The following is a 23,722-nucleotide window of genomic DNA, read 5'->3' on the forward strand; positions in this document are numbered from 1 at the left end:
AGATGCGCAAGCCAGTCGGGCACGTGGCCCGGTCCCGCTGTGCATCGGTTCGGTGGCACACAACAACGCAGGGCTCCGGGAATTCGTACTGCCGCCAGCTCTGCGGCTGGTTCCACTCCGACCTCAGCGGCAAACCCATGGCGGCAGGTCATCCCGTATGAGTATCTCGGGAACTGAGGGTCAGCCCCGTCGGCGGCAGAGCGGGGAGCCGTTCCGGGCGTTGCCGCTGATGCATCACGGTCAGCGCGTTCATGAGCACCCGCGGATCGTGCCGCCCCTTGTACACTGGCGGCGGCTCCTTGCCGAGCTGGAGAAGTGTGTTGACGGCGGTCCAGGCGGTGCGTACCGAGTACTCCACCGTGAACACCACGTCGTCGGGAACTTCGGCGAACTGGCCGATGAAGGCCAGGTTGGTGGAACCCTTCGGCACCACCTGCGGCCGGTCGCCGTGCTCGCGGACCAGGAACTGGCTCGTGATGTAGGGCATCAGGCACGGGATGACGGTCGAGGTCTCCGCGATGCGGTCCAGGTTCGCTTCGAACTTCAGGTGGTGCAGGACCTCGCGCAGGATCTCCTGCCCTGTGCAGTCGGTCATCGGCTTGCCGACGTAGTCACCGGGGCGATCCGGGAAGAGACCGTAGCCCCACCAGACCGTGACGCCGTCGGGCTGCTCGCGGTACACCGGCTGGTGGTTCAGCACGATGGTGAGCAGCCAACTGGAGGACGGGAAGGTCATCAGACCGCCCTCGCCGGCCTCGCGCCCGCTCAGCGCCTCCATCAGCTCGATGAACAGTGGGTCCTTGCAGGTGACCGTGAAGGACTCCCAAGTGGAGTCCTTCACGCTCCGGTCGAAGACGTGAGGGTTACCGAAGTCGTCGCGTCCTCGGGCCAGCCACTGCCACAGCCGCCAGGACCCAGGCTGCTCGGAGGCGGCAGTGACCGGTATCGGGGCCGCGGTGTCGGATCCCAGGCTGGAATTGGCGGTCATGGATCCGTTGGTGACGAGGACGAGGTCTTCGGGTGCCACGTCGATGTCTTCTCTGAGGTCACCGCGGGTGTACAGGATCCGCTCGACGGTGGTCGCGTCACCCGGTGCGAACGCCAGGTCGGTGACCAGGCACCCCGTGCGGATGGTCACCCCTTGGTCGTTCAGCCACTCCTGGAGCGGGCGCACGATGGAGTCGTACTGGTTGTACCGGGTCCGGTAGATCCCTGACATGGTGCCGAAAGTCGGGAACAGGTGGACGAAGCGGTTGAGGTAGCGCCGGAACTCGATGGCACTGTGCCACGGCTCGAACGCGAAGGTCGTGCACCACATGTACCAGAAGTTGGTGGTGAAGAACTCTTCGCCGAAGCAGTCGGAGATCCGCTTTCGGTTCAAGAGGCGCTCAGGTGTGGCCATGCAGGCGACCAGTTCTAGGCGGTCGCGTTCGGAGAAGCCCATGGAGCGGACATCGATGATCTTCCCGTCGCTGTCGACCAGGCGGGCAGCGTCGTCCCAGGGAAAGGCGTCGTGAGCAGCGAAGGTGTCCTCGGTGACCGACTTCGACGGGTCGTCGACGGAGGGGATCGACGACAGCAGATCGTAGGTACAACGGAACTGGCCCTCGAACATTCGGCCGCCCCGCATCGAGTACCCGGTCTCCGCGGTGCCGCCCGCATCCAGGCTGCCACCGATATCCTCCTGCTCCTCCAGCAGGTGGATGTCACGGCCCGCGAATCCGCCGTCGCGGATCAGGAAAGCGGCGGCTGACAGTGCAGCGATACCGCTCCCCACAAGATATGCCTTGGCCATAACATGCTCCTCTTCATCGTCAGTGCGCCCGCAGCTGTCACCGGCCGAAACGCCATCTGCTGTGGGCCGCCGGCGGCTCGTCCCCCCGGGATCACCACTCTTCGCGGTGATCAATGCTGCGGCCAGGGCCTATTGGTGACCCCGGCCCGTCCGACCGGCCCAACGGTGTTCAGGAGATCGGGCTGCAGGGCCCGGGGCCGAGCCCGCTCGCGCCAGGGCGCTCAGGCGTGCGGTACCACCGCGACCGGTGCCGAGCAGTGGTGGAGGACGGCCAGTGTGATGGGGCCGATGTGCCGGCCGATCGGTGAGTGGCTGGTGCGCCGTCCGACGACCAGAAGTGACGTGTCCGCGGAGGCTGTCAGCAGGTGCTCCGCAGGCCTTCCCGGCACGGACTCCGCCATCACCTCGACGGCGGGATACTTGTCCCGCCAGGGACGCAGCATCTCGGTCAGAGCATGCGTCTGTTGAGCTGCGAGAGCGGATTCCGGAGTGCTGCCGACCGTTGCGTCGCGGTACTTGTAGGCCGACGGCATCTTCCAGCAATGGATGACGTGCAGCCTCGCGGAGCGTTGCAGCGCGGCATCGAAGGCGAACTCCAGCAGTTCGTCGCATGGCCGCGCGAGATCGAGGCCGAGAACCACATCGCGGTACGGAGTGTCGGTCGACGGCAGCCCGGCTTTGTCGGGTTGATGTTCGTCCTCTGCGGTCTCACCGGCTCGTACGAGAACCACCGGCCGCTCGGCGCAGGCGACCGTTGCCAGCGATGCTGATCCGATGAGGAAGCCCGAAATGCCCTTGATCCGGGGGGACCCGAGGGCCAGGAGTGCGGCCTCTTCCGCGACGACCGGGAGAACCGCCGCGGGTTGCCCTCCCACCTGGTCGATGACGATTTCCAGCGCGGGGTACTGCCGGGTGAGCTCAGCGGCGGCCTCGCGCGGTATCCGCTGGGCCCAGTGGCGTTGTGCTTCCAAGCCGTCAGATGTCTCGCCGGGATGGGGATGCCAGTTCCAGACGTGGACGAGCCGCACTGGCAGGTTCCTGCGCAGCGCGTCCCGGGCTGCCCAGCGAGCGCCGGCCATGCTTTCAGGGGAGCCGTCCAGGCCGACGGCAATGGGAGCGGACACGAGAGCCACCTCCAGAAGAGAGTTCCGGTGAACTCGTTCGACAGCAGCCTCCGGCTCTCCACACGCCCGGTACAGGGGCCGCACGGCCCGCTCCGGGGCCGATCGGCCTTATCCGCCGCCTTCCGGCGCGTGATCACGGGATCACGCGGGGCCGGTCGGGCCCTTGACAGGGCCCTGCGGCCCCTCCCCCGCGGGTTCACGGCCTTCACGCTGGAATGGAGCAGGTCCGCCGACCCCGGCGCTCCGGTGCTGAAAGGAGTCGATCACGATCGACAGCAGAGGTCCGAGGGGCCCATCATCTCTTCCACCGACGCTACTGAGGAGTGAGCGATGCACCGACACAACGGTTTCCGAGAGCTGGATCGCCGGGAGAGTCTGCGTCTGCTGTCTCTGGTGACGATCGGCCGGGTCATCTACACCGAGGATGCCCTGCCCACCGTTCTGCCGGTGCACTTCCTCCTGGACCCGGACGGTGCCGTGCTGTTCCAGGCGTCCGCCGCATCGCACATGGCCCGCGCGGTCCAGGGTGCGGTGGTCGCGTTCGAGGCGGACCACTTCGACGAGGCGGGCCACACCGGATGGAGTGTGGTGGTCACCGGCCGGGCTTCCGTCGTCACGAACCCGGTGAAGGACGCGCGGTTGAGGTCGAGCGGTCCGCGTCCGTGGCTGGAGACCGGCGACGGGATCTTCATCCATGTCGAACCCGAACTCGTGGCAGGGCGCGTCGTCGACCGGAACGGATACGTGCCGGCAGAGCAGGTGAAACTGTCCGCCGCCGACATGCCCTGACAACGGATCGGGAATGCATCCGGCCCGAACCGGCTATCCCCTCGGTACTGGCGTGTGCCAGACGAGGGTGGTCCCGCCGTCCGGCGGGCAGATCAGCTCCATGTCGCCGCCCAGTTGCAGGGCGCGCTCCCGCAGGTTCCGCAGGCCGTTGCCGTCGCCGTCGCGTTCCGCCGGGAGTCCGACGCCGTTGTCGGTGGTCGTGAGGACGACGTGCCGGCCGTCGGTCTCCAGGGCCACCTGCACGCGGGTGGCGTGTGCGTGTTTCGCGACGTTGCTCAGTGACTCCGCCAGCACCGCCAGCACATGGTCGGCGACCTCCCGCGGCACCTGGGTGTCCAGCAGCCCCTCCATCCGCACGCTCGGCGTGAAGCCGAGGACCGCGGAGGCGTCGGATGCGGCACGCACCGTACGGGCCCGGAGGGTGTGTTCGGCGCCGGTCTCACGGGACCGCAGACCGAAGATGGTCGATCGGATGATCTTGATGGTCTCGTCCAGATCGTCGACAGCGCGCCGGACCCGTTCCGAGGCCTCGGGGTGCTCGATGAAGCGGCCCGCGCTCTGCAGCGTCATCCCGGTGGCGAAGAGGCGCTGGATCGCGAGGTCGTGCAGATCGCGGGCGATCCGGTCCCGGTCCTCCAGCAGCGCGATCTGCTCGGCGCCGGCACGCCGTTCGGCCAGCTCCATCGCCACCGCCGCCTGCCCGGCGAAGCCCTGCAGGGGCTCGATCTCCTCCTCGACAAAAGCTGTTCGTGTGGCCCCGCGGGCCAACAGCAGCACACCGCGCAGCCCGTCCCCGATGCCGATGGGAACCGCCACCGCGGCCTCCAGCCCGGCGATGCGGGGCAAATCCACGGTAATCCGCTCGTCAGTGTTGATGTCTGCGCTGGTCAGAGGCTTTCCTGCAGCGTAGGCCGCACCCACCAGACTGCCCTCGATCGGCACCATCAGACCGCGAATCACTTCCGCGTCGCGTCCGATGGCCAACTCGACCGAGAGCATCAACGGGTCCGGGACCGGTAGCGCGATGAGGGCGAGTTCCGCGCCGGTGATCTCTTTGGCCCGCTCTGCGATGAGGCTGATGACCGCGCTGCGCGGACTGCCTGCCATGAGCGTGTGGGTGATCTCCGCGTTGGCCTGGAGCCACCGCTCGCGCCGCCTGGACTCCTCGTACAGCCGCGCGTTGTCGATCGCCACCCCGGCGGCCACAGCCAGCGTGGCCAGGACGGACTCGTCCTCGGCGTCGAACTGCCCACCGCCGCGCTTCTCCGTCAGATACAGGTTGCCGAAGACGTGGTCGCGCACCCGGATCGGTACCCCCAGGAAGGAGTCCATCGGCGGGTGGTTCGGCGGAAAACCGTACGAGGAGGGGTGATCGGAGATCCGCGGCAGCCGCAACGGGTGCGGATCACGGATCAGGACACCCAGGATTCCGTGCCCCGACGGGTACGCGCCGATCGCCGTGATCTGCTCCGGCGTGAAACCGACCGTCAGGAACTCGCCCAGCCGCTCGCCGTCCGGCCCGATCACCCCCAGCGCCGCGTACTCGGCCTTCACCAGCACGGCCGCCGCCTCGACGATATTGCGCAGCACCTGCTCCAGATCCAGCTCACGCCCGACGGAGAGCACCGCCTCCAGCAGGCCGCGGACCTGGTCCCGGGTGCCGCGCGCCACGTCCAGCCGGCTCTGCAACTCCTCGAGAAGCTCATCGAGCCGCAGTTGAGGAGACTGCCCGGTGCCCTCGTCGCCGTTACCCACCGATATGCCTCCAGGTGCACGTGACGGGATGGAGTCGGTCTCTCAGCTCCTTCCACCGTACTCGCCCCTTAATCACCGCAAGGAGCCCTTCGTCCCTTCCTGGAAGCTCCGGGGGAACAGGAAGGGCCCGGCAAGGGCCTCGGTAGGTGATCATGATGCTTTCGGCGCGAAGCGTGGGAGGCCGAGGAGATGGTGACACCATGGAGCCGGGGCCACTTGGCCCCGGTCACAATCTGTGGTGAGCCGCAGACCGCTCGGTGAGCGCGGTTCGGGTGCTGTCCGCTGGACAGTGAGCCCGGCGCAGGATTCAGGAGCTCTTGATGTCCGACAGCGACCCTCCCTCCCCCGCGGCCGGGATCACGGTCTTCCTCCTCGACGACCACGAAGTGGTGCGGCGCGGAGTACGGGACCTGCTGAACGACGAACCGGACATCACGGTGATCGGCGAGGCCGGCACCGTCGAACACGCCCTCATCCGCATCCCCGCGCTCCGCCCGCAGGTCGCCGTGCTGGACGTGCGACTGCCGGACGGAGACGGAGTGACGGTCTGCCGGGAGCTCCGCTCCAAGATGCCCGAACTCGCCTGCCTGATGCTCACGTCCTTCGACGACGAAGAGGCGCTCCTCGACGCGATCATGGCCGGCGCCGCAGGGTTCGTGCTCAAGCAGATCCGCGGCTCCGACCTGGTCTCGGCCGTCCGCACGGTCGCCTCCGGACAGTCGACGCTCGACCCCAGCGCGGCGGCCAGGCTGATGGCCAAGCTGCGCGGCGCGGAAGAGCCGGCACCGGAACTGGTCGCGCTGCCCAGCCTGACCGAACGGGAGCGGGAGATCCTGGCGCTGGTCGGCGAAGGACTGACCAACCGGCAGATCGGACAGCGGCTCTACCTCGCGGAGAAGACCGTCAAGAACCACATCTCACGCCTCCTCGCCAAGCTGGGAGTCGAGCGACGCGTCCAGGCCGCCGTGATCGCGACCCAGGCCCAGGACCGGCTGAACCACGAAGGACATCACGACACCGGCAACCGGCGGTGACCCGCGCACACTGACCGCTCGTCCCGGGGTCGGGCACCGGCCCATGCAAGGGGCCCACTGCGCGGGCGAGCGGGGCCGACCGGCCCTACCGCGTGCGGCACACCGCGTGTGAACTGACCAAAGGTGCCGTTTCGCACCCGCCGACGGATCGAGTCGAGCGACCAGTCGGCAGTCGTCGCACGCATGGCCGGAATCGGCCTGTCGAGGTGTGGAGAAGATCATGAGCATTGCTTGCGTGGTGGCGGCCGTTGACAGCTCGCCGGAGAGTCTGCGAGCCGTGGACTGGGCGGTCGACGACGCCTTCCGCCGCGGAGTGGGGCTGCGGCTCGTTCACGCGTCTGTCTGGGAGCTGTTCGAACAGCAAACCGTGGACGACATGGAACTCGCGCCCGAGCGTAAGGCCATCGAGGAAGTCCTGGACTCCGCGGCCGAGCGGGCGTCCGCGCGCCGGCCCGGCGTAGCGGTGGACACCGAACTGCTCGCCGAAGACGCCCTGTCCGCGCTGCTCGGCCTGCAGCGCTACTCCCCGCTGCTGGTGCTGGGAACCCGTGGCCGCGGCGGATTCCCCGGGTTGCTGCTCGGCTCGGTGAGCCTGCGGGTCGCCGCGAGGGCCGCGTACCCCGTCGTGGTGGTTCGCGGTGAACGTGAACCCGCGGAGGTCGGGCGCGGCCGTGTGGTGCTGGGTGTGGGGTCGCACGATGTTTCAGCGGCGGCGGAGTTCGCGGTCGAGGAGGCGGCGGCGGGACATGCCGATCTGGAGCTCGTGCACGCCTGGCGCCCCGAGATCGACATGTCGGGGGTGTCAGTGGTGATGGACGCCGGTGCGGCGGCCGACCGAGCCCAGAACCTGCTGGGCGCCGTGCCCCTTCCCGAGACGGGAGTCAGCGGTCTGCGAGTACGGCGCAATGCCGTGCAGGGCAGGTCTGCCTCCAACTTGCTGCGTGCAGCCGCCGGAGCAGACCTCCTGGTACTCGGCGCACGCCGCCGGCACGAGCATCCGGGCCTCCAGCTCGGCTCGGTGAACCACGCCATGCTGCACCATGCCCCCTGCCCGGTGGCGATCGTGCCCGCTCGCTGACCGCCGCCGGAGGCGGTCGCCTTGCACCGGGGACGGCCGCTAAGGGGGCGCACACCACGCTGCGGCCGCGATACCGCCCGGTGCATCGCAGGTTCTGCTCCTTGCACGCACGGTTGTCGTCGCCTTTGGAGGGCCCGACCAGACTGATCCACGAGGACCATTCGGCGTTCAGCGGGACCTTCGGCCCCTCACACATCCGGGGACGACAGAGCACGCTGGATGCAGAACAACAGCCACTACACATCGTTGAGTTGGGCCGAGACGCAGACGCGGCGCCCGTCGCCGCACGCACGCAGACCCCGTCGATGCCGTCCGTCCCCCGAACACCCGCGGTGGTCCCATCACGGCGGCAGTCCCTCAGCCCGTCCCCGTAGAGCGCGGTCGGCACGAAAAGCAGGCGGCGAACCAACCTCAGGAGATCGACATGCCGAAGCAGACCCAGGGACCCGCCCGACGTGTGGTCGTCGGGGTGGACGGGTCGGAGTGTTCCACCTCAGCACTGCGCTGGGCGATGGCCTACGCACAGCTGACCGACGCCACAGTCGAAGCCATCACCACATGGCAGAACCCCGACATGTACGCGTACAGCTACGGGTGGGTCCCCGGCGTCATCGACCTCGGTGACATCGCCGCAAGCATCCAGAAGAACCTCGACGAGGTCGTCGCCAACGAGTCGGGGCGCCTCGACCGGCCGGTCGAAGTACTGGCCCGTGTGGTGGAAGGCCATCCCGCAGAGGTCCTGCTGGCCGCAGCAGCGGGAGCCCAGTTGCTGACCGTGGGCACCAGGGGACACGGCACCTTCGCCGGGATCCTCCTCGGCTCGGTCAGCCAGCACTGCGTCCAGCACGCACCGTGCCCGGTCGTCGTCGTTCCTGAATGAGGACCTGCCGGCCGGCTCCTCCGTACCGCCCCGCGAAAGAGAGCCTGGTCGGCCCCAACCCATCGCCACACCGGCGCCATCGGATCCGTACACCATCGATCATGCCGGGAGGCAGCCATGATGAACACGACAGCAGTGAAAGCAGGACGGGGACCCGTCGAACGGCATCCGGGCGAGCAGGTATCACTCGGCTCCTTCGCGACCTACGACGAGGCGCAGAGCGTCGTCGACTACCTCGCCGACCACGAATTCGAAGTGGAGACCACCCAGATCGTCGGAAGCGATCTCCGGATGGTGGAGCAGATCACCGGGCGGCTGAACTGGGGGCGCGCCCTGCTCTACGGAGCCACGAGCGGCGCATGGTTCGGAGTCTTCGTCGGCCTGCTGCTGAGCATCCTGAGCACGACAGCCTTCTGGAAGGCCATGGTCTGGGGGCTGAGCTGGGGCGTGCTGTTCGGCGGGATCTTCGCGCTGTTCCAGTTCGCGATGACCGCGGGACGCCGGGATTTCACGTCCAGAAGCGCCGTCATTCCCAGTCGCTATCAAGTACTGGTCATGGCGTCGCACGGCGATCACGCGCGATCAGTACTCAGCACCCGGTGAGCACCCGGCAGGCCGAGACCACGGCTCGCCGCTGCCCTCGACGCTAGGAGACATCCGGGCTCGACAGAGCCGGCCGACGGGTCCCCCGTCGGCCGGCTCACTGGCGCTTCGAAGTGCACCGGGTGGACGACACACTCACCGTGACCTGGCACCACCCACCTGGTGATCAGGCCTTCTCCAGGCGGAAACCGGTGATGAGGCCGGGCCGAATGCTCAGCACACAGCCCATCGGGCCGCCGACCAACGGACGCCGCAGTTCTCCGTACCGCTGGCCGTCGCGGCCATCCGTTACGGGCAGCGCGTAGCCGGTGACGACCACGCTCCAACCGAGGTCCGTCTTCGGGTCGATGGCATCGGCCTCGTAGGCCACGACAATGCCGGGGCAGTCGTCGGGTGCCGTGAGCGCGGCGATGTCCCCGCCGTCGAACACCCGGAGGACGATGTCCCCGGCGTCGATGATGTGGTTGACCGGGCGTACTGCCGGCAGTGCGTGGCTGGTGAAGACAATGCGGCCGAGGGAGACCGTGCCGAGCAGTCTCAGGGCTTCGTCGGGTTCGAGCATCGCCGTACGCCGCGGCCCGATTGCGGTGCGATCGGCCGTCGGCGTGCTCGGGGTGATCCCCTGGTACATCCTGATCGCCTCCCTCTCCAAATCCCCTGCAGATCACCGCTGTGCAGAACACCGAGTGCTTCCTGTGCGGCTGGGCCATCGCCTTCGCGATCCTCAGCCGAGGGGAACTGCGATCACTGGGCAGTGTGCCCGGTGGAGCAGTCCGTGCACGACGGAGCCGAGCCGCATGCCGGTGTAGCCGCCCCGGCCTCGGCGGCCCACGACCACGGCCAGTGCGTGTTCGGCGGCGCCTGCGAGTTCCTCCACCGGGTGGCCGGTCGGTACCTCGTGCTTCAGCGCGACGTCCGGGTACTGCTGCGAAAAGCCGGCCGTCATCTCGGACAGCATCCGTCGCTGAGCCTGCAGTGCGTCCTCCTGGGAGCCTGCGCTGAAGAACTCCGAGGTACGACTCAGGCGACGCGAGCCCAGCACGATCATGCGAGCCTGCCCGGACATTCACCCGATCACCGGGGTGGGGAACCCATCGACCAGATCCACGGCCGGATCGATCCCGGGGTAGCGCTCCCGGCTCCAGGCGGCGGACGCTCTGAGGACTTCCGATGCGGTCTGGTGCAGCGTGATGCTGCGGGAGGTGTCGTCAACGTGCTGCGTGTCGTGCCGCGGTGTCGTTCGCCGACGCCGGTCATGACGTGCTCCTTTGCTCACGGTCCTGCCGCGGAATGAGCTGCACGGGACAGTGGGCGTGGTGCACCAGGCTGTGCGTCACCCGCCCGAGAGTGGGTCCGATGTCGCCGGGCGACCGCCGGCCACCCATCACCAGCAGGTCCGCGTGTTGCGAGGCCTCGACCAGAACGCCGGCCACGGAAACGCTCTTCTCCGCGTCCAGCTGAACGGTCAGGCAAGGGAACTCCTGACGGATCCGATCCGCCACCGCGGCCAAGTGATGAACCTGCTCGCCGGCCATTTCCCCCAAGCCGTCGACCATGGTCACGACGTTCCCGACGGACTGCAGGACGTTCCACACCTGCAGCATGCGCAGCGAGGCTTTGCGAAGGACAGCCTCGCGCGCCGCGTATCGGGCGACATCAAGGTCGTTCTCGTCGCGGACCGCGGCAAGCACCGTTGCCTTCTCGGCCCCGTTGTCGATCCCTCTGAACACGATGACGGGCGACGTGGCACCCGCCATGACCTTCAGGCCGACGGAGCCCAGCAGGAGGGAAGTGAACCCGCCCAGCCCGCGGTTGCCGACCACAATCGTGCCGTGCGGTCCGGCGAACCGGTGCAGACTCGGGGCGGGTGCACCGCGGCTGAGCTCGGTGCTGATGTCCAGGCCGGGATGCTGTTCCCGGACCACGGCGGCGATGTCGTCCAGTAGTTCGCGGCCTGCTTTGCACTCGCGCTCGATGCCCGCTTCCGAAACGTAGGCCTCTCGGCCGTCCGTGTCGGCGGCGTACACGATGTGCAGGGCGCGCTCACGGTGCACGGCCTCGACCGCTGCCCACAGCGCTGCGTGACGGGCCGACTCCGAACCATCGACGCCGACGATGACGGAGCCGACTTCGGAGCCGCTCGTGGTGCTTTCCATGGTTCCTCCTCACCGAGAACCACCAAGGGTCCAGCTCTCACGCTGCCACAGCGGACTCTCCACGCGGAGGGCCGTTCAGGTCTCAGACGTGGGCCAAGATTCCCCGTGTACACCCTCCTCAACAGCGGGCTGCTGCGTGCGGAGTGCGTGGATCTCGCGTCCCTGGTGGGCGGGGGGCTGGTCGGTCCGGCCAGGGGCCGTTTGGCCCCTCCTCCGCTTCCGTTTCCCGGGCCACTCTGAAAGACCGCAGACCCGCGGCTCCACCAGCTACCGCGGGAACGTGCCCCCAGGAGGTTCCCGCCATGAAACACCATGTGACCGTCGGCATCGACGGGTCACTCGAGAGCCGGGCAGCAGCCATGTGGGGCGCCAGGGAGGCGTCCTTGCGGGGGGTCCCGTTGCGACTCGTCCACGCGGTCGAATGGCCCATGAGCCCTGCCATTCCGCGGTTGGGCCGGGAGAGCGCCGACCGTTGGGCCGACGAGGCCCTCACCGAGGCTTCGGAGGCCGTGCGCCGCCGGTACCCGGGCCTGGAGATCACCATCCGCTGTCTCTCCGGCAGGCCGGCCGCAGCCCTGGCAGCCGAGGCCACCGACGCAGGGCTGCTCGTCCTCGGCTCCCGTGGCCTGGGCGGCCTGGTCGGCTTCTTCGTCGGTTCGGTGGGCATGTCGACGCTCGCGGCCACGGAAACCCCGGTGGCCCTCGTACGGCCGCCGCGGGAAACCGCGGACACGGAGCCCGCCGGTTACGGGGAGATCGTCGTGGGCGTGGACATCCACGAGGCCGCCGACAAAGTCCTCTCCTTCGCCTTCGAGGAAGCCGCCCGTCGCAACTGCGCCCTGCGGGCCGTGCATGGTTGGAAGCTTCCTCCCGCCTACGAGTACATCCCCTTCTTCGACCCCGACAACGAACGGGACATCGGCCGGAGTGTCACGCAGATGCTGGAGGACATGCTGAAGCCGTGGCGTGACAAGTTCCCCTCCGTTCGCGCCGACTCCCAGGTGTTCATGGGACCTGCCGGCAGCCGACTGGTCCAGGCTTCGGTGGGCGCCGACCTCGTCATCGTCGGCCGGCATCTGCGCCGCTCGCCCCTGGGCGCCCATCTCGGGCCGGTCGCCCACGCCGTGCTGCACCACGCCACGGCGCCGGTCGCCGTCATCGCCCACGACTGACACCGCGGAGCACAGCTCCGAACGAAGGCGGTACGTCCACGGCCCAGGCCGTTGAGCTCACAACCGGTGTGCGCTGCGGCTGGTCGCCCTCCAGCTCCGACATCCTCATGCGCTTTGATAGAATTGCAAAAAATGGCAATTCATTACATGCTGTGAGTGCTGTGCCTGCAGTCATCGATGGCACAGGACGAAGCCCAGTCCGGTGGGAGCCGGCGATGAGGAGGGCGCGCTGTGGCGGTTCCGCTGTATCAGGCCAAGGCAGACTTCTTCCGAATGCTCGCGCATCCGGTGCGGATCCGGGTACTGGAGCTGCTGCAGGACGGGCCCGTACCGGTCCGGAAGCTGCTGACGGCGATCGAGGTGGAGCCGTCGAGTCTGTCGCAGCAGCTCGCCGTGCTGCGGCGGTCCGGGATCGTCACGTCCACCCGGGACGGTTCGACCGTGGTGTACGCGCTGGCCGGCGGGGACGTGGCGGTGTTGATGTCCGTGGCGCGCACCATCCTCGCGCAGGTCCTCACCGGTCAGAACGAGCTTCTTGCCGAGCTGCGGCAGAACGAGGTCGTCTCCCGGTGAGTACGGTGCTGCACGATTTCTGGGGTTCGATCCGCTCGCTGCTCCCGATCCGGGCGGACTTCTCCGGGATGCGACGGCAGCCGCGCCGGGACCTGCTGGCCGGGTTGACGGTGGCGATCGTGGCGTTGCCGCTGGCTTTGGGGTTCGGGGTCTCGTCCGGGCTCGGCGCGGAGGCGGGGCTGGCCACCGCTGTGGTGGCCGGCGCGGTGGCGGCCGTCTTCGGCGGGTCGAATCTGCAGGTGTCCGGGCCGACCGGGGCGATGACCGTGGTGCTGGTGCCGATCGTGGCCCGGTACGGGCCGGGCGGGGTGCTCACCGTCGGGCTGATGGCCGGGCTCATCCTGATCGCACTGGCTGTGGCGAAAGCCGGGCGGTACATGAAGTACGTTCCGGCGCCGGTCGTCGAGGGCTTCACACTAGGCATCGCCTGCGTGATCGGACTGCAGCAGGTGCCGGCGGCGCTGGGTGTGGCCACGCCGAAGGGCGAGAAGGTTCTCGTCGTGGCATGGCGCGCGGTGGAGGAGTTCGCGGTGCATCCGAACTGGACGGCCATCGGCCTGTCGGCCGGTGTCGCGGCGCTGATGCTGGCCGGTGCCCGTTGGCGTCCGACGGTGCCGTTCTCCATCGTCGGGGTCATCGCAGCGACCCTCGCGGCACAAGCCGCCCACTTCGACGTGGCTCGGATCGGGCATCTGCCGGCCGGCCTTCCCGCGCCCTCGCTCGGATTCCTGGATCTGTCCACGGTGTCCTCGCTGCTGGCTCCCGCGATCGCGGTGGCCGCGCTCGCCGCGCTGGAGTCGCTGTTGTCGGCGACCGTGGCCGATGGCATGACAGTGGGGCAGAGACACGATCCGGACCGTGAACTGTTCGGGCAGGGGCTGGCCAACCTGGCCGCGCCGCTGTTCGGCGGAGTCCCCGCGACGGCGGCCATCGCGCGCACCGCAGTCAACGTGCGTTCCGGGGCGGGTTCCCGGCTGGCCGCGCTCACCCACGCCGTGGTCCTGGCGGCGATCGTGTTCGCGGCGGCGCCGCTGGTGGCCCGGATCCCGTTGGCCGCGCTGGCGGGGGTGCTGCTGGCCACCGCGATCCGGATGATCGAGGTCGGTTCGCTGCGGGCGATGGTCCGTGCCACGCGGGGTGATGCGCTCGTCCTGATCCTCACCGCGCTGGCGACACTGGCACTCGACCTCGTGTACGCAGTTGTCCTGGGGCTGGTGGTCGCGGCGGTGGTCGCCCTGCGCGCGGTCGCCCAGCACGCCCGGTTGGACCGGGTCCCGTTGGAACACGACCCGGCGGGCGATCACAGCGTCGAGGAGCATGAACTGCTGGCCGAGCACATCGTGGCGTACCGGATCGAGGGACCGCTGTTCTTCGCCGCCGCGCACCGCTTCCTGCTGGAGCTGACCGATGTCGCCGATGTGCGGGTGGTGATCCTGCGACTGTCACGGATCACCGCTCTGGACGCCACAGGGGCACTGGTCCTCAAGGACGCGGTGCACAAGCTGAGCCGTCGCGGGATCACCGTGATGGCATCGGGCATCCAGCCCGGCCAGCGGCAGGCTCTGGACGCGCTCGGTGTGCTGGATCTTTTGTACGCCGACGGCAGAGTCTTCAGCACCACGCCGGAGGCGATCCGCGCGGCCCGAACCCACCTGCAGCGCACGGGAGTTCTGGCGATTCCCGCGCAAGCCGCCAAAGTCCCTACCGAGGAGCCGGCCGGATGACCTCCACGACCCGCAGAATGACGGAAATGATGGGGCCCGAAGCCCTGTGGCTGCTCAGAGGCACCACCGGTGGCCGTCTGGTGTTCGTCCAACGCGGGCTGACCCAGGTGCGGCCGGCGGTCCATGTCCTGGAGAACGGTCGTCTCATCGTCCGCGTCCCGGCGCCCGAAGGCGCCCTCGCGGGACCAGCCGTTGTGACGTACAACGCCGAGGAGATCGATGCGGCACGGCGCAGCGGGTGGTCGATCAGCGTCACCGGACCGGTCGGACTGATCGTTGACGTCGACGAGGCCGCGCACTACCGCCGTACGCTCCCCGGCTGGGTCTTCGGTCCGCATGACACGCTCGCCCACATCAGCCCGCAGACCGTTCGCGGCTATCGGCTTGCCGCTGCTACCGCCGCCGCTGCGGAGATTGCCGGTTCAGGAAGGTCGAACGGTTCGTGACCCGGATCGCTGACTTGCATCACCGGCACGTGATGACCGTTCCCATGGCGCCCGGTGCGGTGGCCCGGGCTCGTGAGGCCGCCGAAGACGTCTACCGCGCCTGGGGCATCAACCGGGCCCACCCGGTCATGGGACCCGCACTGCTCATCCTGAGCGAGCTGGTCGCGAACAGTGTCCGGCACGCCGCTACGGCGTCCCCGCAGGCCACCGTCACGTACGCGGCCGGGGCGGATGTTCTGGCCTTCGCGGTTCACGACCGCCATCCCCATCAGCCGGACCTGGTCGAGTTCGCCGTCGCCGGTGGTGGCCTGGCGATGATCGCCGAGCTGACCGCCGAACTCGGGGGCACCTGCACGGTGCGGCCCGACGCCGACGGAGGCGGGAAGAACATGTGGATCACCCTTCCGCTGTAGAAGCCCGCCCGCAGCGGTCACATCGCAGAAGAAAGCGCGAGACTGACATGACGATCCAATGGCACTACACCACCCTCGATGGTCTGGGGCTCCTGTCCGTCTCCGGCTTCCTGGGCGCCGACTCCGTCTCACGTTTCGGCGGAGCGGTGGGCTGGGTGCAGGCGCGAGGCGCCGGCCCCGTGATTCTCGACCTGGCTCTCCTGCAGGGATGGTCAGCAGCGGGGCAGGAGGCCGTGACCGAAGCGGCCCGCCGCCTCGCTGCCGTCGGCCGGCCGCTGGAACTCGCGGCGATCCCTGCGGACGGGCTGGTCGTCCCCGCCGATTCGCATCCGCCGGTGACCATCCACTGCGACCTGGCTGCGGCTCTGACCGCGCATCAGGTGTCTGCGGAGGACCCGAGCGGCCAGCAGGAGTGGAGGACCACCGGTTGGCCGAACAACGGAGTGCCGGCCACGGCCTGATCCACGGGCCGGCTTGTCAGGGCTGGCTGTATCCGTCCAGGAAGGTGCCGATGCGGGTCACCGCGTCGGCCAGATCAGCGGCGCGCGGCAGCGTGACGAGCCGGAAGTGGTCGGGCTCGGACCAGTTGAAGCCCGTTCCCTGAACCACCAGGATGTGCTGGGCCTTGAGCAGGTCCAGAACCATCAGGGCATCGTCCTTGATCCTGTAGACCTTGGGGTCCAGGCGGGGGAAGGCGTACAGGGCGCCGCGCGGCTTGACGCAGGAGACGCCGGGGATGTCGTTGAGGAGTTTCCATGCGATGTCGCGCTGCTGCCGCAGCCGTCCGCCGGGCAGCAGAAGGCCGCCGATCGACTGGTGGCCGCCGAGGGCCGCGGCGATGGCGTGCTGGGCGGGCACATTGGCGCACAACCGCATGTTGGCCAGGATGTTGAGGCCCTCGACGTAGCTGGCGGCGTGGGCTTTGGGGCCGCTGATCGCCATCCAGCCGGAGCGGAAGCCGGCCACGCGGTACGCCTTGGACAGCCCGTTGAACGTCAGGCAGAGCAGGTCCGGGGCGAGGGATGCGGTGCAGGTGTGGGTCGCGTCGTCGTAGAGGATCTTGTCGTAGATCTCATCGGAATACACGATGAGGTGGTGGCGGCGGGCGATGTCGACCAGGCCGCGCAGGAGTTCGTCGTTGTAGACCGCACCGGTGGGGTTGTTGGGGTTGATGACGACGAGGGCGCGGGTGCGGTCGGTGACTTTGGCCTCGATGTCGGCCAGGTCAGGAAACCAGTCGGCTTGTTCGTCGCAGCGGTAGTGCACGGCGGTGCCGCCGGCCAGTGACACCGCCGCGGTCCACAGCGGGTAGTCCGGGGCGGGGACCAGTACCTGGTCCCCATCGTTGAGCAGGGCCTGCAGGGCCATCTGGATGAGTTCGGAGACGCCGTTGCCGAGGTAGACGTCCTCCGCCGTCAGATCCTCGATTCCTCGCTCCCGGTAGTGGTCCACGACCGCGCGGCGCGCGGCGGGCAGGCCCTTCGCGTCCCCGTAGCCGTGGGCGTCAGCGAGGTTGCCGAGGATCTCCTTCAGGATCTCCGGCGGGGCCTCGAAGCCGAAGGCCGCCGGGTTGCCGGTGTTGAGTTTCACGACGGGGTGCCCCGCGGCCTCCAGCCGCATCGCCTCGTCGAGCACCGGTCCGCGAATGTCGTAACAGACATTCGCCAGCTTGGCGGACTGGGTCACCTGCATGCGCATCGCCTTACGGGTAATCGACGGTCAGGTCACGGATACCCGTGAACAGGTCGCAATGGAGGACGCCGGGCATCGGAACGTCACCTCAAGCCCGTACTCGGGTCGCGTTCGGGCAGGGGGCTGGGTCATCGGGCATTCCCGTTGCTGGACGCCGACCGGTGCAGCGCCCGGAGTGCGCCCGTCACCAGGCGTCGCGGGTGAGGCGGTAGCCCGTGATGCTCCGGGGGTGGATGAGCAGGAAGTGCTCGGCGTGCACCGTTGCCGTTGCACCCAGTCGCGCCCGGTAGTGCCTCAGGCGGGTGCCGGTGATCTGGTCGGCGAGACCGGTGACGATGACGGTCCATCCGGTGTGGTCCCGCATGTTGATCTGGTCGACCTGATACGTGAGCTGCCGGGGGAAGGCGAACCGGGATGCGGGGGCGGGCCGTTGCGCGCGCAGGATGAGCTGTCCGTCGTCGAGCAGGTGATGCTGGACAGGGATGGCCGCCAGGGCAGGATCGCAGCGTGTCAGCCGGCCGGCCCTGTCGGACGCCAGCAGGGACCGGGCCATGTCCGCAGAAACGGGAAGCAGGCGGGGCAGAGCTTGCGTCATCGGTGGGCTCCAATGTGGGAAGCGCTCTGTGGGCATGGGCCGGCCGAGGGCGCCAAGACGCGCGGGCGAGCTCCCACAGCCGGATCGCCTGCGGTGGAACAGGCCGGGCCGAATACCCGCGCCTGCCGTCGCGTACGAGCCCACGCCATGGCTCGGCGCCAGATCCCCCTCGCCCCGGGCCCCGGCACGGGTATCCGCGGTGTGCGGCAGGAGGAGCCCGGGCCACGGCACGACGTCAAGATCACCTCTGCCTCACTGCGGCAGGCTGGACGTGGACCGGCAGTTCGACATCGTGCGCCCGTCCCAGCCGCTGCAGTTCCTCCATGTCGACCGAGTACACGGCGACCATCCAGACGTCTCCCGCCTCGGCGGCATCAGCCAGCGCCTGACACAGCGTGGCCGCCTGCCGCTGCAGAGCGGCCCTGAATCCCTCGCCCATCAGCAACTCCCCTTGTTTTCCGCCCACACCCGGTAGCGGGGAACGACGGACAGGCAACAGCCATCGGCGCACCTGTGCAGTCGGTGAAGTGGCCGCTCCGGATGTCAGGGCCTCGGAGCGGCCACTAGATGACAACCTTAGCACTTGCTAAGATTGGCAACTATGAAGAATGGAATGAAGAGGCGAATGCGGATCACACCCATCCGTGGCGACGAAGCTCCGGTCCTGCTCTGCCCCGCCTGCACCCTGCGCTGCAGGCCCGCCGCCCTCGACGGGAGCAGCCACTGCCCGCGGTGCGGGAACGACCGCATGCTGCACCCGTTCTCCGCCACCGCACGCCGTGCAGGTGCGATCCCCAGCAGCGAGCGACGGGGGCGAAAGTAGCCATGGAGTGGAATTTCGAAGACTACAACGGCACCGGCGTGCTGCATCTGTACGGCCATCTGGGCCGGCGGGTGACCGACCGGTTCACCGGAGCGGTCGGCTGGGCCCGGGCACGAACCACGGGAACGCTGGTACTGGACATGTCCGGGCTGATGGGCTGGAGCCCGGCCGGAGAGGCCGCGATCCTCGCCGCCGCGCCCGCCGGCTTGGCGCTGTGCGGGCTCCGAGGTCGCCCCACACCGCTGCTGACCTCGAATTCCCTGGTCGGCGTCCGAGTCTTCCCCGACCTGAATGCCGCTTTGGCGGCTCTTGCCCCGGCTCCGGAGCCCGCGGACGCCGGCCGACGACGGCAGACGGGGCCCTCGCGCGCCGCCTGAACGAGGAGAGCATCATGGAATTGCTAAAGTCGGCAAGAGATCAGTTCCTTGCTTCGCCCGGGTCGGGACAGGGTGCTCGCACGCCGTTGCTGCCCGGAATCCACCGACCATGTGCCGGGACCCGGCCCCGGAACCCTGGAGGCGGCCCACGTGAGCGCCCCGCTGTACCAGCTCAAGGCCGACTTCTTCAAAACCCTCGGCCATCCGGTCCGCATCCGCGTGCTGGAACTGCTCAGCCAGCGGGAACACGCGGTGGCGGAAATGCTGCCCGAGGTGGGAATCGAAGCCGCCCACCTCTCCCAGCAACTCGCCGTACTGCGCCGCGCGAACCTCGTGGCAACCCGCAAGGAGGGCTCCACCGTCTACTACCGGCTCACCAGCCCCCAGGTGGCCGAGCTCCTGACGGTCGCCCGCACCATCCTCAGCGGCGTCCTGGCCGGCCAGGCCGAGCTCCTGCAGGACCTCCGTGCCACCAATCCCACCCTGACGACCTCGCCACCCGGCCCCTCCTGACCGGGCCGCGGGCCCGAACCTTTCGGAGCCGACCATGACCGATGCCGCCCGCCCGACCGTCGCCGACGCCATGGCGCTCCCCGAGCTGCACGTGAGCGACCACACGACCATCGACCGAGCCCTCGCCGTGCTCCACGGCGCCCGCACCGACCACGTCCTCATCCGCGACGACGAGGGTCACTGCGCCGGCATCGTCACCCGCGATCAGCTCACCGCCCACAGCGCCCAGCCCTGGTATACCGAGGCCACCCGCGTGCGCGACATCCCCCACGACTGCAGTCCCTTCGCCCGCCCCGACATGCCCCTCAGCGAGGCCGAGGCCACCATGCGCGAGAGGTCACTGGCCGTGTGGCCCGTCGTGGACGACGACGGCGTTGCGCTCGGCGTCCTCACCCTCGGTCCGAACCCGAGGACGGCGGCGTGACGGCCACCGGCGCAGCAGCTGGAAGCGGCCCCTCCGAAGAAACGCTCACCTGCCATGCCGTGGCCAACCTGCGGCCCGGGCGGGGAATTGAGCCCTGCGGCCCGCAACATGCCGCCTAGCGGTGCCTGCCCTTGCAGTTCGGTCCCACCGCAGGCACAGCGTGCGCGTTCCCGCTCTCCAGAGGCCCTATAGTTGCTAACATTGGCAATTAACGAGTCTCGTAGATTCAGGTGACCAACGGACCACCCCAGAGGGCCGACTTCCCGCACCTGGTTCAACCTGACACCCACGAACGGCGGCCGCCCCGCAGGAGAACCCCCGCTCCAGCAATGCGGGGTGGCCGCTGCACCACTTGCAAGGCGCCCCATCGATTGACGGGCAAGGGCCTGGATGAGTCCGCGGCGCGGGATCCGCGACACCGGGGGTCACGGAGGCCGCATCGCCACGACCCGGGCAGGAGCCGCACCCAGCACACCGACGTAACCCTGGTCACCGGACCATGACACGGAGCATGGCCGAGCCACTGCACCGAACCGTCACGGCAACGCCCCAGCCCTGACTGACTCATCAGTGCGAGTGGGCCCCCAGGTAGAAGAGCAGCCAGAGGAATCCGGCAAAAAGATGCCCCGCGACGACGTAGACCATCACTCGCAGAACGACTGCTTTCTCCTTGTATTTTTCGCTTCCGTTTCCCGCGGTGCTGGCCTGGGGCCCACCTGTCGTCTCGCCTGTCATATCCGGTCTCCATTCGTCTGCGGGAACGAGCGTCCGAGGTCAACCCCGTCGGGCGCGTTGGCATTCGCTTCTGCGGGCCTGGGCGGATCCGCGGGGCATACCGCCTCTGCAGCACGCACAGCAAACACACCGACTTCCCGGCCCCGCACAGGACTGGTGGCACATGACCGACATGGACAGCGAGCGCGATCTCTACGGCTGCCGACCGTGCTGCGCAATTGCGGACGGCTTCGCAGACCAGCTGACCGACGACCTGCTCTGGCCTGCCGGCGCTCCGCTACGACGCTTCAACGGATGACCTGATCCCCGTTGACTGCGGCATCCGCTTCCTGGTCCGCGTGAAGTTCTGCCAGCAGACCCTCCTGGCCCGCCAGCAACTGCCCCAGGGTCCGCCGTGCGGCTTGCAGCAGATCCGCCACATCCGCGCCCGCCAACTCATAGTTCACGGTTGCCCCCGAACGGCTGGCGACCACGATCCCCGAACGTCGCAGAACAGCCAACTGCTGCGAAAGGTTCGACGGCTCGACCTCAATTGCGGCCAGGAGATCCCGAACCGGCATAGGCCCAGCTTGGAGGAGCTCCAGCACACGGATGCGTACCGGATGTCCCAGCATTCGAAAGAACTCCGCTTTCGCCTGATACAGCGGAATCTGCACGTTCAGCAACGTCTCGTCTCCCACCTTCTGCAGCGTTCGCTTGCGCCGAGCTCCGCCACGAACGCTGGGCAGCGTTCCCGTCCTCCGGCCGCCGCCCTCACGCCACGCGAGTCGACCTGTTCACACCTCACGTCGATGAATGGCCTCGTCACACCTCGCCACTCGATCCTCATCCATTACGCAGTCCGTTAAATGCCAAATTGAAGAACTCTTCAAGCATAAGTCATGTTGGGCCGGCCGGGCGGGCCTGCTGGTCACCCGGCCCGCCCGCCAGGGTTCATGGGGCCGGTCGGGCCCTTGGCAGGGCCCTGCGGCCCCTCCCCCGGCGGGGGCACGGCCTTCACGCTGGAACGGAGCCGGTCCGCCGGCCACCCGGCGACCTCGGGGACGGAACGCTATGCCGCGCCGCACCGAATTCGCCGGCTGTGAAAGCTGTCAGGAGACCTGTGATGACCGAACGCGTACTCGTCGCGTATGCATCGAAGAACGGCTCCACCGCGGGCATCGCCACGATGATCGCCGAGGCGCTGCGCGAGCAGGGTCTGGCGGCGGAGGCCCGGGCTGTCGGTGAGGTGGAGAGCGTCGGCCCCTACGACGCTGTTGTCCTCGGCGGCGCCCTGTACGCGGGCCGGTGGCGCCGGGAGGCGGTCCGCTTCGCCTGGCACCACGAGGCGGATCTGGCCGAACGGCCCGTCTGGCTGTTCAGCAGCGGGCCTCTCGACGCCACAGCCCGTGAAGGCCTGATCCCTCCGGTGCCCGGTGTCCAGCGCCTCGTCGACCGTCTCAAGGCACGCGGACATGTCACGTTCGGCGGCTGCCTGCAGGACGGCTCCAAGGGCCGGATCGCCCGCATGATCGTCAAGTCCGGCCGGGGCGGTGACTTCCGCGACCCGGAGCAGATCCGGCTGTGGGCACGCGGTGTCGCACGCGAACTGGTCAAGGAGGTCGCGACACCGTGAAGAAGCACCTGTGGTGGCGGCAGCGGCGGAGCAATCCGCTGTGCCGTCGCTCGGACGTGATCGAGAGTTGGGTGAACCTGGTAACGGCGCTTGCGCTGTTGCTCCTTCTGCCCGCGGCCGCTTTCACCGCCGGGCGCGCGGCCCACGCCGCCGGTGTCCAGGCGTCGAGGGAGCAGCGGGCGTCGCGGCATCCCGTGGCAGCGGTCCTGCTGGAGAACGCGCCGGAGGCGGTTCCGCGAGCGGGCGGCGGCAGTGTGCACTATGACGTCAAGGTGCGCTGGACCGGTGTCGCAGGAACCGTGGGGACCGGCACGGTGAAGGCGGATTCCGGAAGTCTGCGCGGCTCGAGAGCCACGGTGTGGCTGGACCGGACAGGGCGGCAGGTTCCGGCGCCCGTAGCGGGCGAGGAACTCATGTCGCTGACGTGGGTCGGTGGTGCGCTGGGCGCCGTCTGCTCGGCATTCGCGATCGTCATGGTGCGCGGGCTGGTCCGCCGGGGTGCCGATCGACGGCGCATGGCGGAATGGGAACGGGCGTGGGCGTTGACCGCTCCTGAGTGGGGTCGGCGTCCGGTGTGACGACGAACCGCGCCTCGACGCCAGCACCGAGCAGGTCGGACTTGACGTACCCGGTCGACTGAACGGGCCCTCGGAGTAGGGACGTTCGGCCCGGTCGTCGGGACTGCGGGCCCCTGCGCTCCCGCTCCCGGCGACGGCACATTGGGACCGGACGCGGTTGCCGCGTCCCTCCTCCAGATCCCGGAAGGGATAGCCACCATGGCAGTCCACGAGCACCCGCAACAGCGCACCGGGTTCCACCTGTCGGCACGACACAGGGTCGGGACCTCGGCAGAGTCCGGCACGGCGCAGGCTCTGGCCGCGATGTCGACCAGCGCCCGCGTCCTCGCCGGGATCCGGGTCCTGACCGGGTTCATCTTCCTGTGGGCCTTCCTCGACAAGGCGTTCGGCTGGGGTTACGCGACCTCGTCGGGCAAGGGCTGGGTCGACGGCGGCTCACCGACGAAGGGCTTCCTCAGCGGGGTCTCCGCCGGCCCCATGGAGTCCACGTTCCATTCCTGGGCGGGCGCCGGCTGGGCGAACTGGCTGTTCATGCTCGGTCTGCTGAGCATCGGAGTGGCCCTGACGGCCGGGGTCGCACTGCGGTTCGCCGCCGTGGCGGGCACGGCCATGATGGGGCTGATGTGGATGGCGGAGTGGCCGCCGGCCCGGCATGCCTCCGACGGCTCGCTGAGCATGTCCAGCAACCCGCTCGTCGACTACCACCTGCTGTACGCGGCCGTCATGATCGCGCTCGCCGTCGCCTCCGCAGGCACCGTCTGGGGCCTCGGCCGGATCTGGGCCCGCCTGCCGGTCGTCCGCGACCACCGCTGGCTGCTCTAACCCCCA

The 23,722-nt window shown here is 68.8% G+C and carries 29 protein-coding genes; 18 read left to right on the plus strand and 11 right to left on the minus strand.

Going from position 1 to position 23,722, the window contains the following annotated elements; genetic code table 11:
• Positions 1–148: 148 nt before the first annotated feature.
• Together LNW73_RS04465 and LNW73_RS04470 are read right to left on the minus strand one after the other, a co-directional pair.
• On the minus strand, positions 149–1,909 hold the full coding sequence (locus LNW73_RS04465; RefSeq protein WP_285390592.1) for an oleate hydratase: 1,761 nt from the start codon (positions 1,907–1,909) through the stop codon (positions 149–151).
• Positions 1,910–2,016: 107 nt separating this feature from the next.
• Entirely contained in the window at positions 2,017–2,928 is a 912-nt protein-coding gene (locus tag LNW73_RS04470; protein WP_250989001.1) for a universal stress protein, read from the minus strand.
• A 321-nt stretch (positions 2,929–3,249) separates the two neighbouring features.
• Here LNW73_RS04470 and LNW73_RS04475 point away from each other — a divergent pair, with 321 nt between their 5' ends.
• Complete coding sequence (locus LNW73_RS04475) at positions 3,250–3,708, plus strand: pyridoxamine 5'-phosphate oxidase family protein (RefSeq protein ID WP_250989002.1); 459 nt, start codon at positions 3,250–3,252, stop codon at positions 3,706–3,708.
• A gap of 33 nt (positions 3,709–3,741) precedes the next feature.
• Here the strand turns inward: LNW73_RS04475 and LNW73_RS04480 are convergent, their stop codons facing one another.
• Positions 3,742–5,463, minus strand: a complete 1,722-nt coding sequence (locus LNW73_RS04480) for a sensor histidine kinase (protein WP_250989003.1) — start codon at positions 5,461–5,463, stop codon at positions 3,742–3,744.
• 320 nt (positions 5,464–5,783) lie between these two features.
• On the opposite strand from LNW73_RS04480, the gene LNW73_RS04485 reads away from it, so the two are divergent.
• The 4 genes from LNW73_RS04485 (at position 5,784) to LNW73_RS04500 (ending at position 9,058) form a co-directional block, all read left to right on the plus strand.
• Positions 5,784–6,497 (plus strand): response regulator, encoded by a 714-nt coding sequence (locus tag LNW73_RS04485; RefSeq protein ID WP_250989004.1) that lies wholly within the window; start codon positions 5,784–5,786, stop codon positions 6,495–6,497.
• A 220-nt stretch (positions 6,498–6,717) separates the two neighbouring features.
• On the plus strand, positions 6,718–7,575 hold the full coding sequence (locus LNW73_RS04490; RefSeq protein ID WP_250989005.1) for a universal stress protein: 858 nt from the start codon (positions 6,718–6,720) through the stop codon (positions 7,573–7,575).
• 424 nt (positions 7,576–7,999) lie between these two features.
• Complete coding sequence (locus LNW73_RS04495; protein ID WP_250989006.1) at positions 8,000–8,455, plus strand: universal stress protein; 456 nt, start codon at positions 8,000–8,002, stop codon at positions 8,453–8,455.
• 117 nt (positions 8,456–8,572) lie between these two features.
• Positions 8,573–9,058 (plus strand): general stress protein, encoded by a 486-nt coding sequence (locus LNW73_RS04500; protein WP_250989007.1) that lies wholly within the window; start codon positions 8,573–8,575, stop codon positions 9,056–9,058.
• A gap of 166 nt (positions 9,059–9,224) precedes the next feature.
• Here LNW73_RS04500 and LNW73_RS04505 read toward each other — a convergent pair whose 3' ends face one another.
• The 3 genes from LNW73_RS04505 to LNW73_RS04515 all read right to left on the minus strand — a co-directional run bounded on the left by LNW73_RS04505 (position 9,225) and on the right by LNW73_RS04515 (position 11,214).
• Positions 9,225–9,689, minus strand: a complete 465-nt coding sequence (locus LNW73_RS04505; protein WP_250989008.1) for a pyridoxamine 5'-phosphate oxidase family protein — start codon at positions 9,687–9,689, stop codon at positions 9,225–9,227.
• Between the two features lie 93 nt (positions 9,690–9,782).
• On the minus strand, positions 9,783–10,124 hold the full coding sequence (locus LNW73_RS04510; protein WP_308407636.1) for a universal stress protein: 342 nt from the start codon (positions 10,122–10,124) through the stop codon (positions 9,783–9,785).
• Positions 10,125–10,311: 187 nt separating this feature from the next.
• Entirely contained in the window at positions 10,312–11,214 is a 903-nt protein-coding gene (locus LNW73_RS04515; protein ID WP_250989010.1) for a universal stress protein, read from the minus strand.
• A 302-nt stretch (positions 11,215–11,516) separates the two neighbouring features.
• On the opposite strand from LNW73_RS04515, the gene LNW73_RS04520 reads away from it, so the two are divergent.
• The 6 genes from LNW73_RS04520 (at position 11,517) to LNW73_RS04545 (ending at position 16,003) form a co-directional block, all read left to right on the plus strand.
• Entirely contained in the window at positions 11,517–12,386 is an 870-nt protein-coding gene (locus LNW73_RS04520) for a universal stress protein (protein WP_250989011.1), read from the plus strand.
• A gap of 231 nt (positions 12,387–12,617) precedes the next feature.
• The gene (locus LNW73_RS04525) at positions 12,618–12,959 is read left to right on the plus strand and encodes an ArsR/SmtB family transcription factor (protein ID WP_250989012.1); all 342 of its coding nucleotides are present in this window, start codon (positions 12,618–12,620) and stop codon (positions 12,957–12,959) included.
• Entirely contained in the window at positions 12,956–14,683 is a 1,728-nt protein-coding gene (locus tag LNW73_RS04530; RefSeq protein ID WP_441349470.1) for a SulP family inorganic anion transporter, read from the plus strand. The genes LNW73_RS04525 and LNW73_RS04530 overlap by 4 nt, the downstream gene beginning before the upstream one ends.
• A complete protein-coding gene (locus LNW73_RS04535) occupies positions 14,680–15,129 on the plus strand; it encodes a pyridoxamine 5'-phosphate oxidase family protein (RefSeq protein ID WP_250989013.1) in 450 nt (149 codons plus the stop codon). The genes LNW73_RS04530 and LNW73_RS04535 overlap by 4 nt, the downstream gene beginning before the upstream one ends.
• Positions 15,130–15,161: 32 nt before the next feature.
• A complete protein-coding gene (locus LNW73_RS04540; RefSeq protein ID WP_250989014.1) occupies positions 15,162–15,542 on the plus strand; it encodes an ATP-binding protein in 381 nt (126 codons plus the stop codon).
• A 47-nt stretch (positions 15,543–15,589) separates the two neighbouring features.
• Positions 15,590–16,003 (plus strand): anti-sigma factor antagonist, encoded by a 414-nt coding sequence (locus LNW73_RS04545; RefSeq protein ID WP_250989015.1) that lies wholly within the window; start codon positions 15,590–15,592, stop codon positions 16,001–16,003.
• 16 nt (positions 16,004–16,019) lie between these two features.
• Here the strand turns inward: LNW73_RS04545 and LNW73_RS04550 are convergent, their stop codons facing one another.
• The 3 genes from LNW73_RS04550 to LNW73_RS04560 all read right to left on the minus strand — a co-directional run bounded on the left by LNW73_RS04550 (position 16,020) and on the right by LNW73_RS04560 (position 18,268).
• Positions 16,020–17,234 (minus strand): pyridoxal phosphate-dependent aminotransferase, encoded by a 1,215-nt coding sequence (locus tag LNW73_RS04550; RefSeq protein ID WP_250992799.1) that lies wholly within the window; start codon positions 17,232–17,234, stop codon positions 16,020–16,022.
• A gap of 184 nt (positions 17,235–17,418) precedes the next feature.
• Entirely contained in the window at positions 17,419–17,829 is a 411-nt protein-coding gene (locus LNW73_RS04555) for a pyridoxamine 5'-phosphate oxidase family protein (protein ID WP_250989016.1), read from the minus strand.
• A gap of 241 nt (positions 17,830–18,070) precedes the next feature.
• Positions 18,071–18,268, minus strand: coding sequence for a hypothetical protein (locus LNW73_RS04560; RefSeq protein ID WP_250989017.1), 198 nt, complete (start codon positions 18,266–18,268; stop codon positions 18,071–18,073).
• Between the two features lie 386 nt (positions 18,269–18,654).
• Here LNW73_RS04560 and LNW73_RS04565 point away from each other — a divergent pair, with 386 nt between their 5' ends.
• The 3 genes from LNW73_RS04565 (at position 18,655) to LNW73_RS04575 (ending at position 19,966) form a co-directional block, all read left to right on the plus strand.
• Positions 18,655–19,029 (plus strand): hypothetical protein, encoded by a 375-nt coding sequence (locus tag LNW73_RS04565; RefSeq protein ID WP_250989018.1) that lies wholly within the window; start codon positions 18,655–18,657, stop codon positions 19,027–19,029.
• A 150-nt stretch (positions 19,030–19,179) separates the two neighbouring features.
• A complete protein-coding gene (locus LNW73_RS04570) occupies positions 19,180–19,542 on the plus strand; it encodes an ArsR/SmtB family transcription factor (RefSeq protein ID WP_250989019.1) in 363 nt (120 codons plus the stop codon).
• Positions 19,543–19,576: 34 nt separating this feature from the next.
• Complete coding sequence (locus tag LNW73_RS04575; protein ID WP_250989020.1) at positions 19,577–19,966, plus strand: CBS domain-containing protein; 390 nt, start codon at positions 19,577–19,579, stop codon at positions 19,964–19,966.
• A 567-nt stretch (positions 19,967–20,533) separates the two neighbouring features.
• On the opposite strand, the gene LNW73_RS04580 is transcribed toward LNW73_RS04575, so the two are convergent.
• Positions 20,534–20,701 (minus strand): DUF6126 family protein, encoded by a 168-nt coding sequence (locus LNW73_RS04580; protein WP_250989021.1) that lies wholly within the window; start codon positions 20,699–20,701, stop codon positions 20,534–20,536.
• Positions 20,702–20,864: 163 nt separating this feature from the next.
• Between LNW73_RS04580 and LNW73_RS35875 the strand changes: the two genes are divergently transcribed.
• Complete coding sequence (locus LNW73_RS35875; protein ID WP_285390602.1) at positions 20,865–20,999, plus strand: hypothetical protein; 135 nt, start codon at positions 20,865–20,867, stop codon at positions 20,997–20,999.
• On the opposite strand, the gene LNW73_RS04585 is transcribed toward LNW73_RS35875, so the two are convergent.
• Positions 20,989–21,357, minus strand: coding sequence for an ArsR/SmtB family transcription factor (locus tag LNW73_RS04585; protein WP_198359569.1), 369 nt, complete (start codon positions 21,355–21,357; stop codon positions 20,989–20,991). The two genes, LNW73_RS35875 and LNW73_RS04585, sit on opposite strands and share 11 nt — an antisense overlap.
• A gap of 449 nt (positions 21,358–21,806) precedes the next feature.
• Here LNW73_RS04585 and LNW73_RS04590 point away from each other — a divergent pair, with 449 nt between their 5' ends.
• From LNW73_RS04590 to LNW73_RS04600, 3 genes are all read left to right on the plus strand, one after another.
• Positions 21,807–22,316 carry a flavodoxin domain-containing protein gene (locus LNW73_RS04590; protein ID WP_250989022.1) on the plus strand — a complete coding sequence of 170 codons (510 nt, stop codon included), beginning with the start codon at positions 21,807–21,809 and terminating at the stop codon, positions 22,314–22,316.
• Positions 22,313–22,894, plus strand: coding sequence for an Rv1733c family protein (locus LNW73_RS04595; RefSeq protein WP_250989023.1), 582 nt, complete (start codon positions 22,313–22,315; stop codon positions 22,892–22,894). Before LNW73_RS04590 ends, LNW73_RS04595 begins: the two co-directional genes overlap by 4 nt.
• 198 nt (positions 22,895–23,092) lie before the next feature.
• Positions 23,093–23,716: a hypothetical protein gene (locus tag LNW73_RS04600; RefSeq protein ID WP_250989024.1), complete on the plus strand. Its 624-nt coding sequence runs from the start codon at positions 23,093–23,095 to the stop codon at positions 23,714–23,716.
• Positions 23,717–23,722: the final 6 nt, after the last annotated feature.

This window comes from Streptomyces sp. RKAG337, from assembly GCF_023701715.1.
Taxonomy (GTDB): Bacteria; Actinomycetota; Actinomycetes; order Streptomycetales; family Streptomycetaceae; genus Actinacidiphila.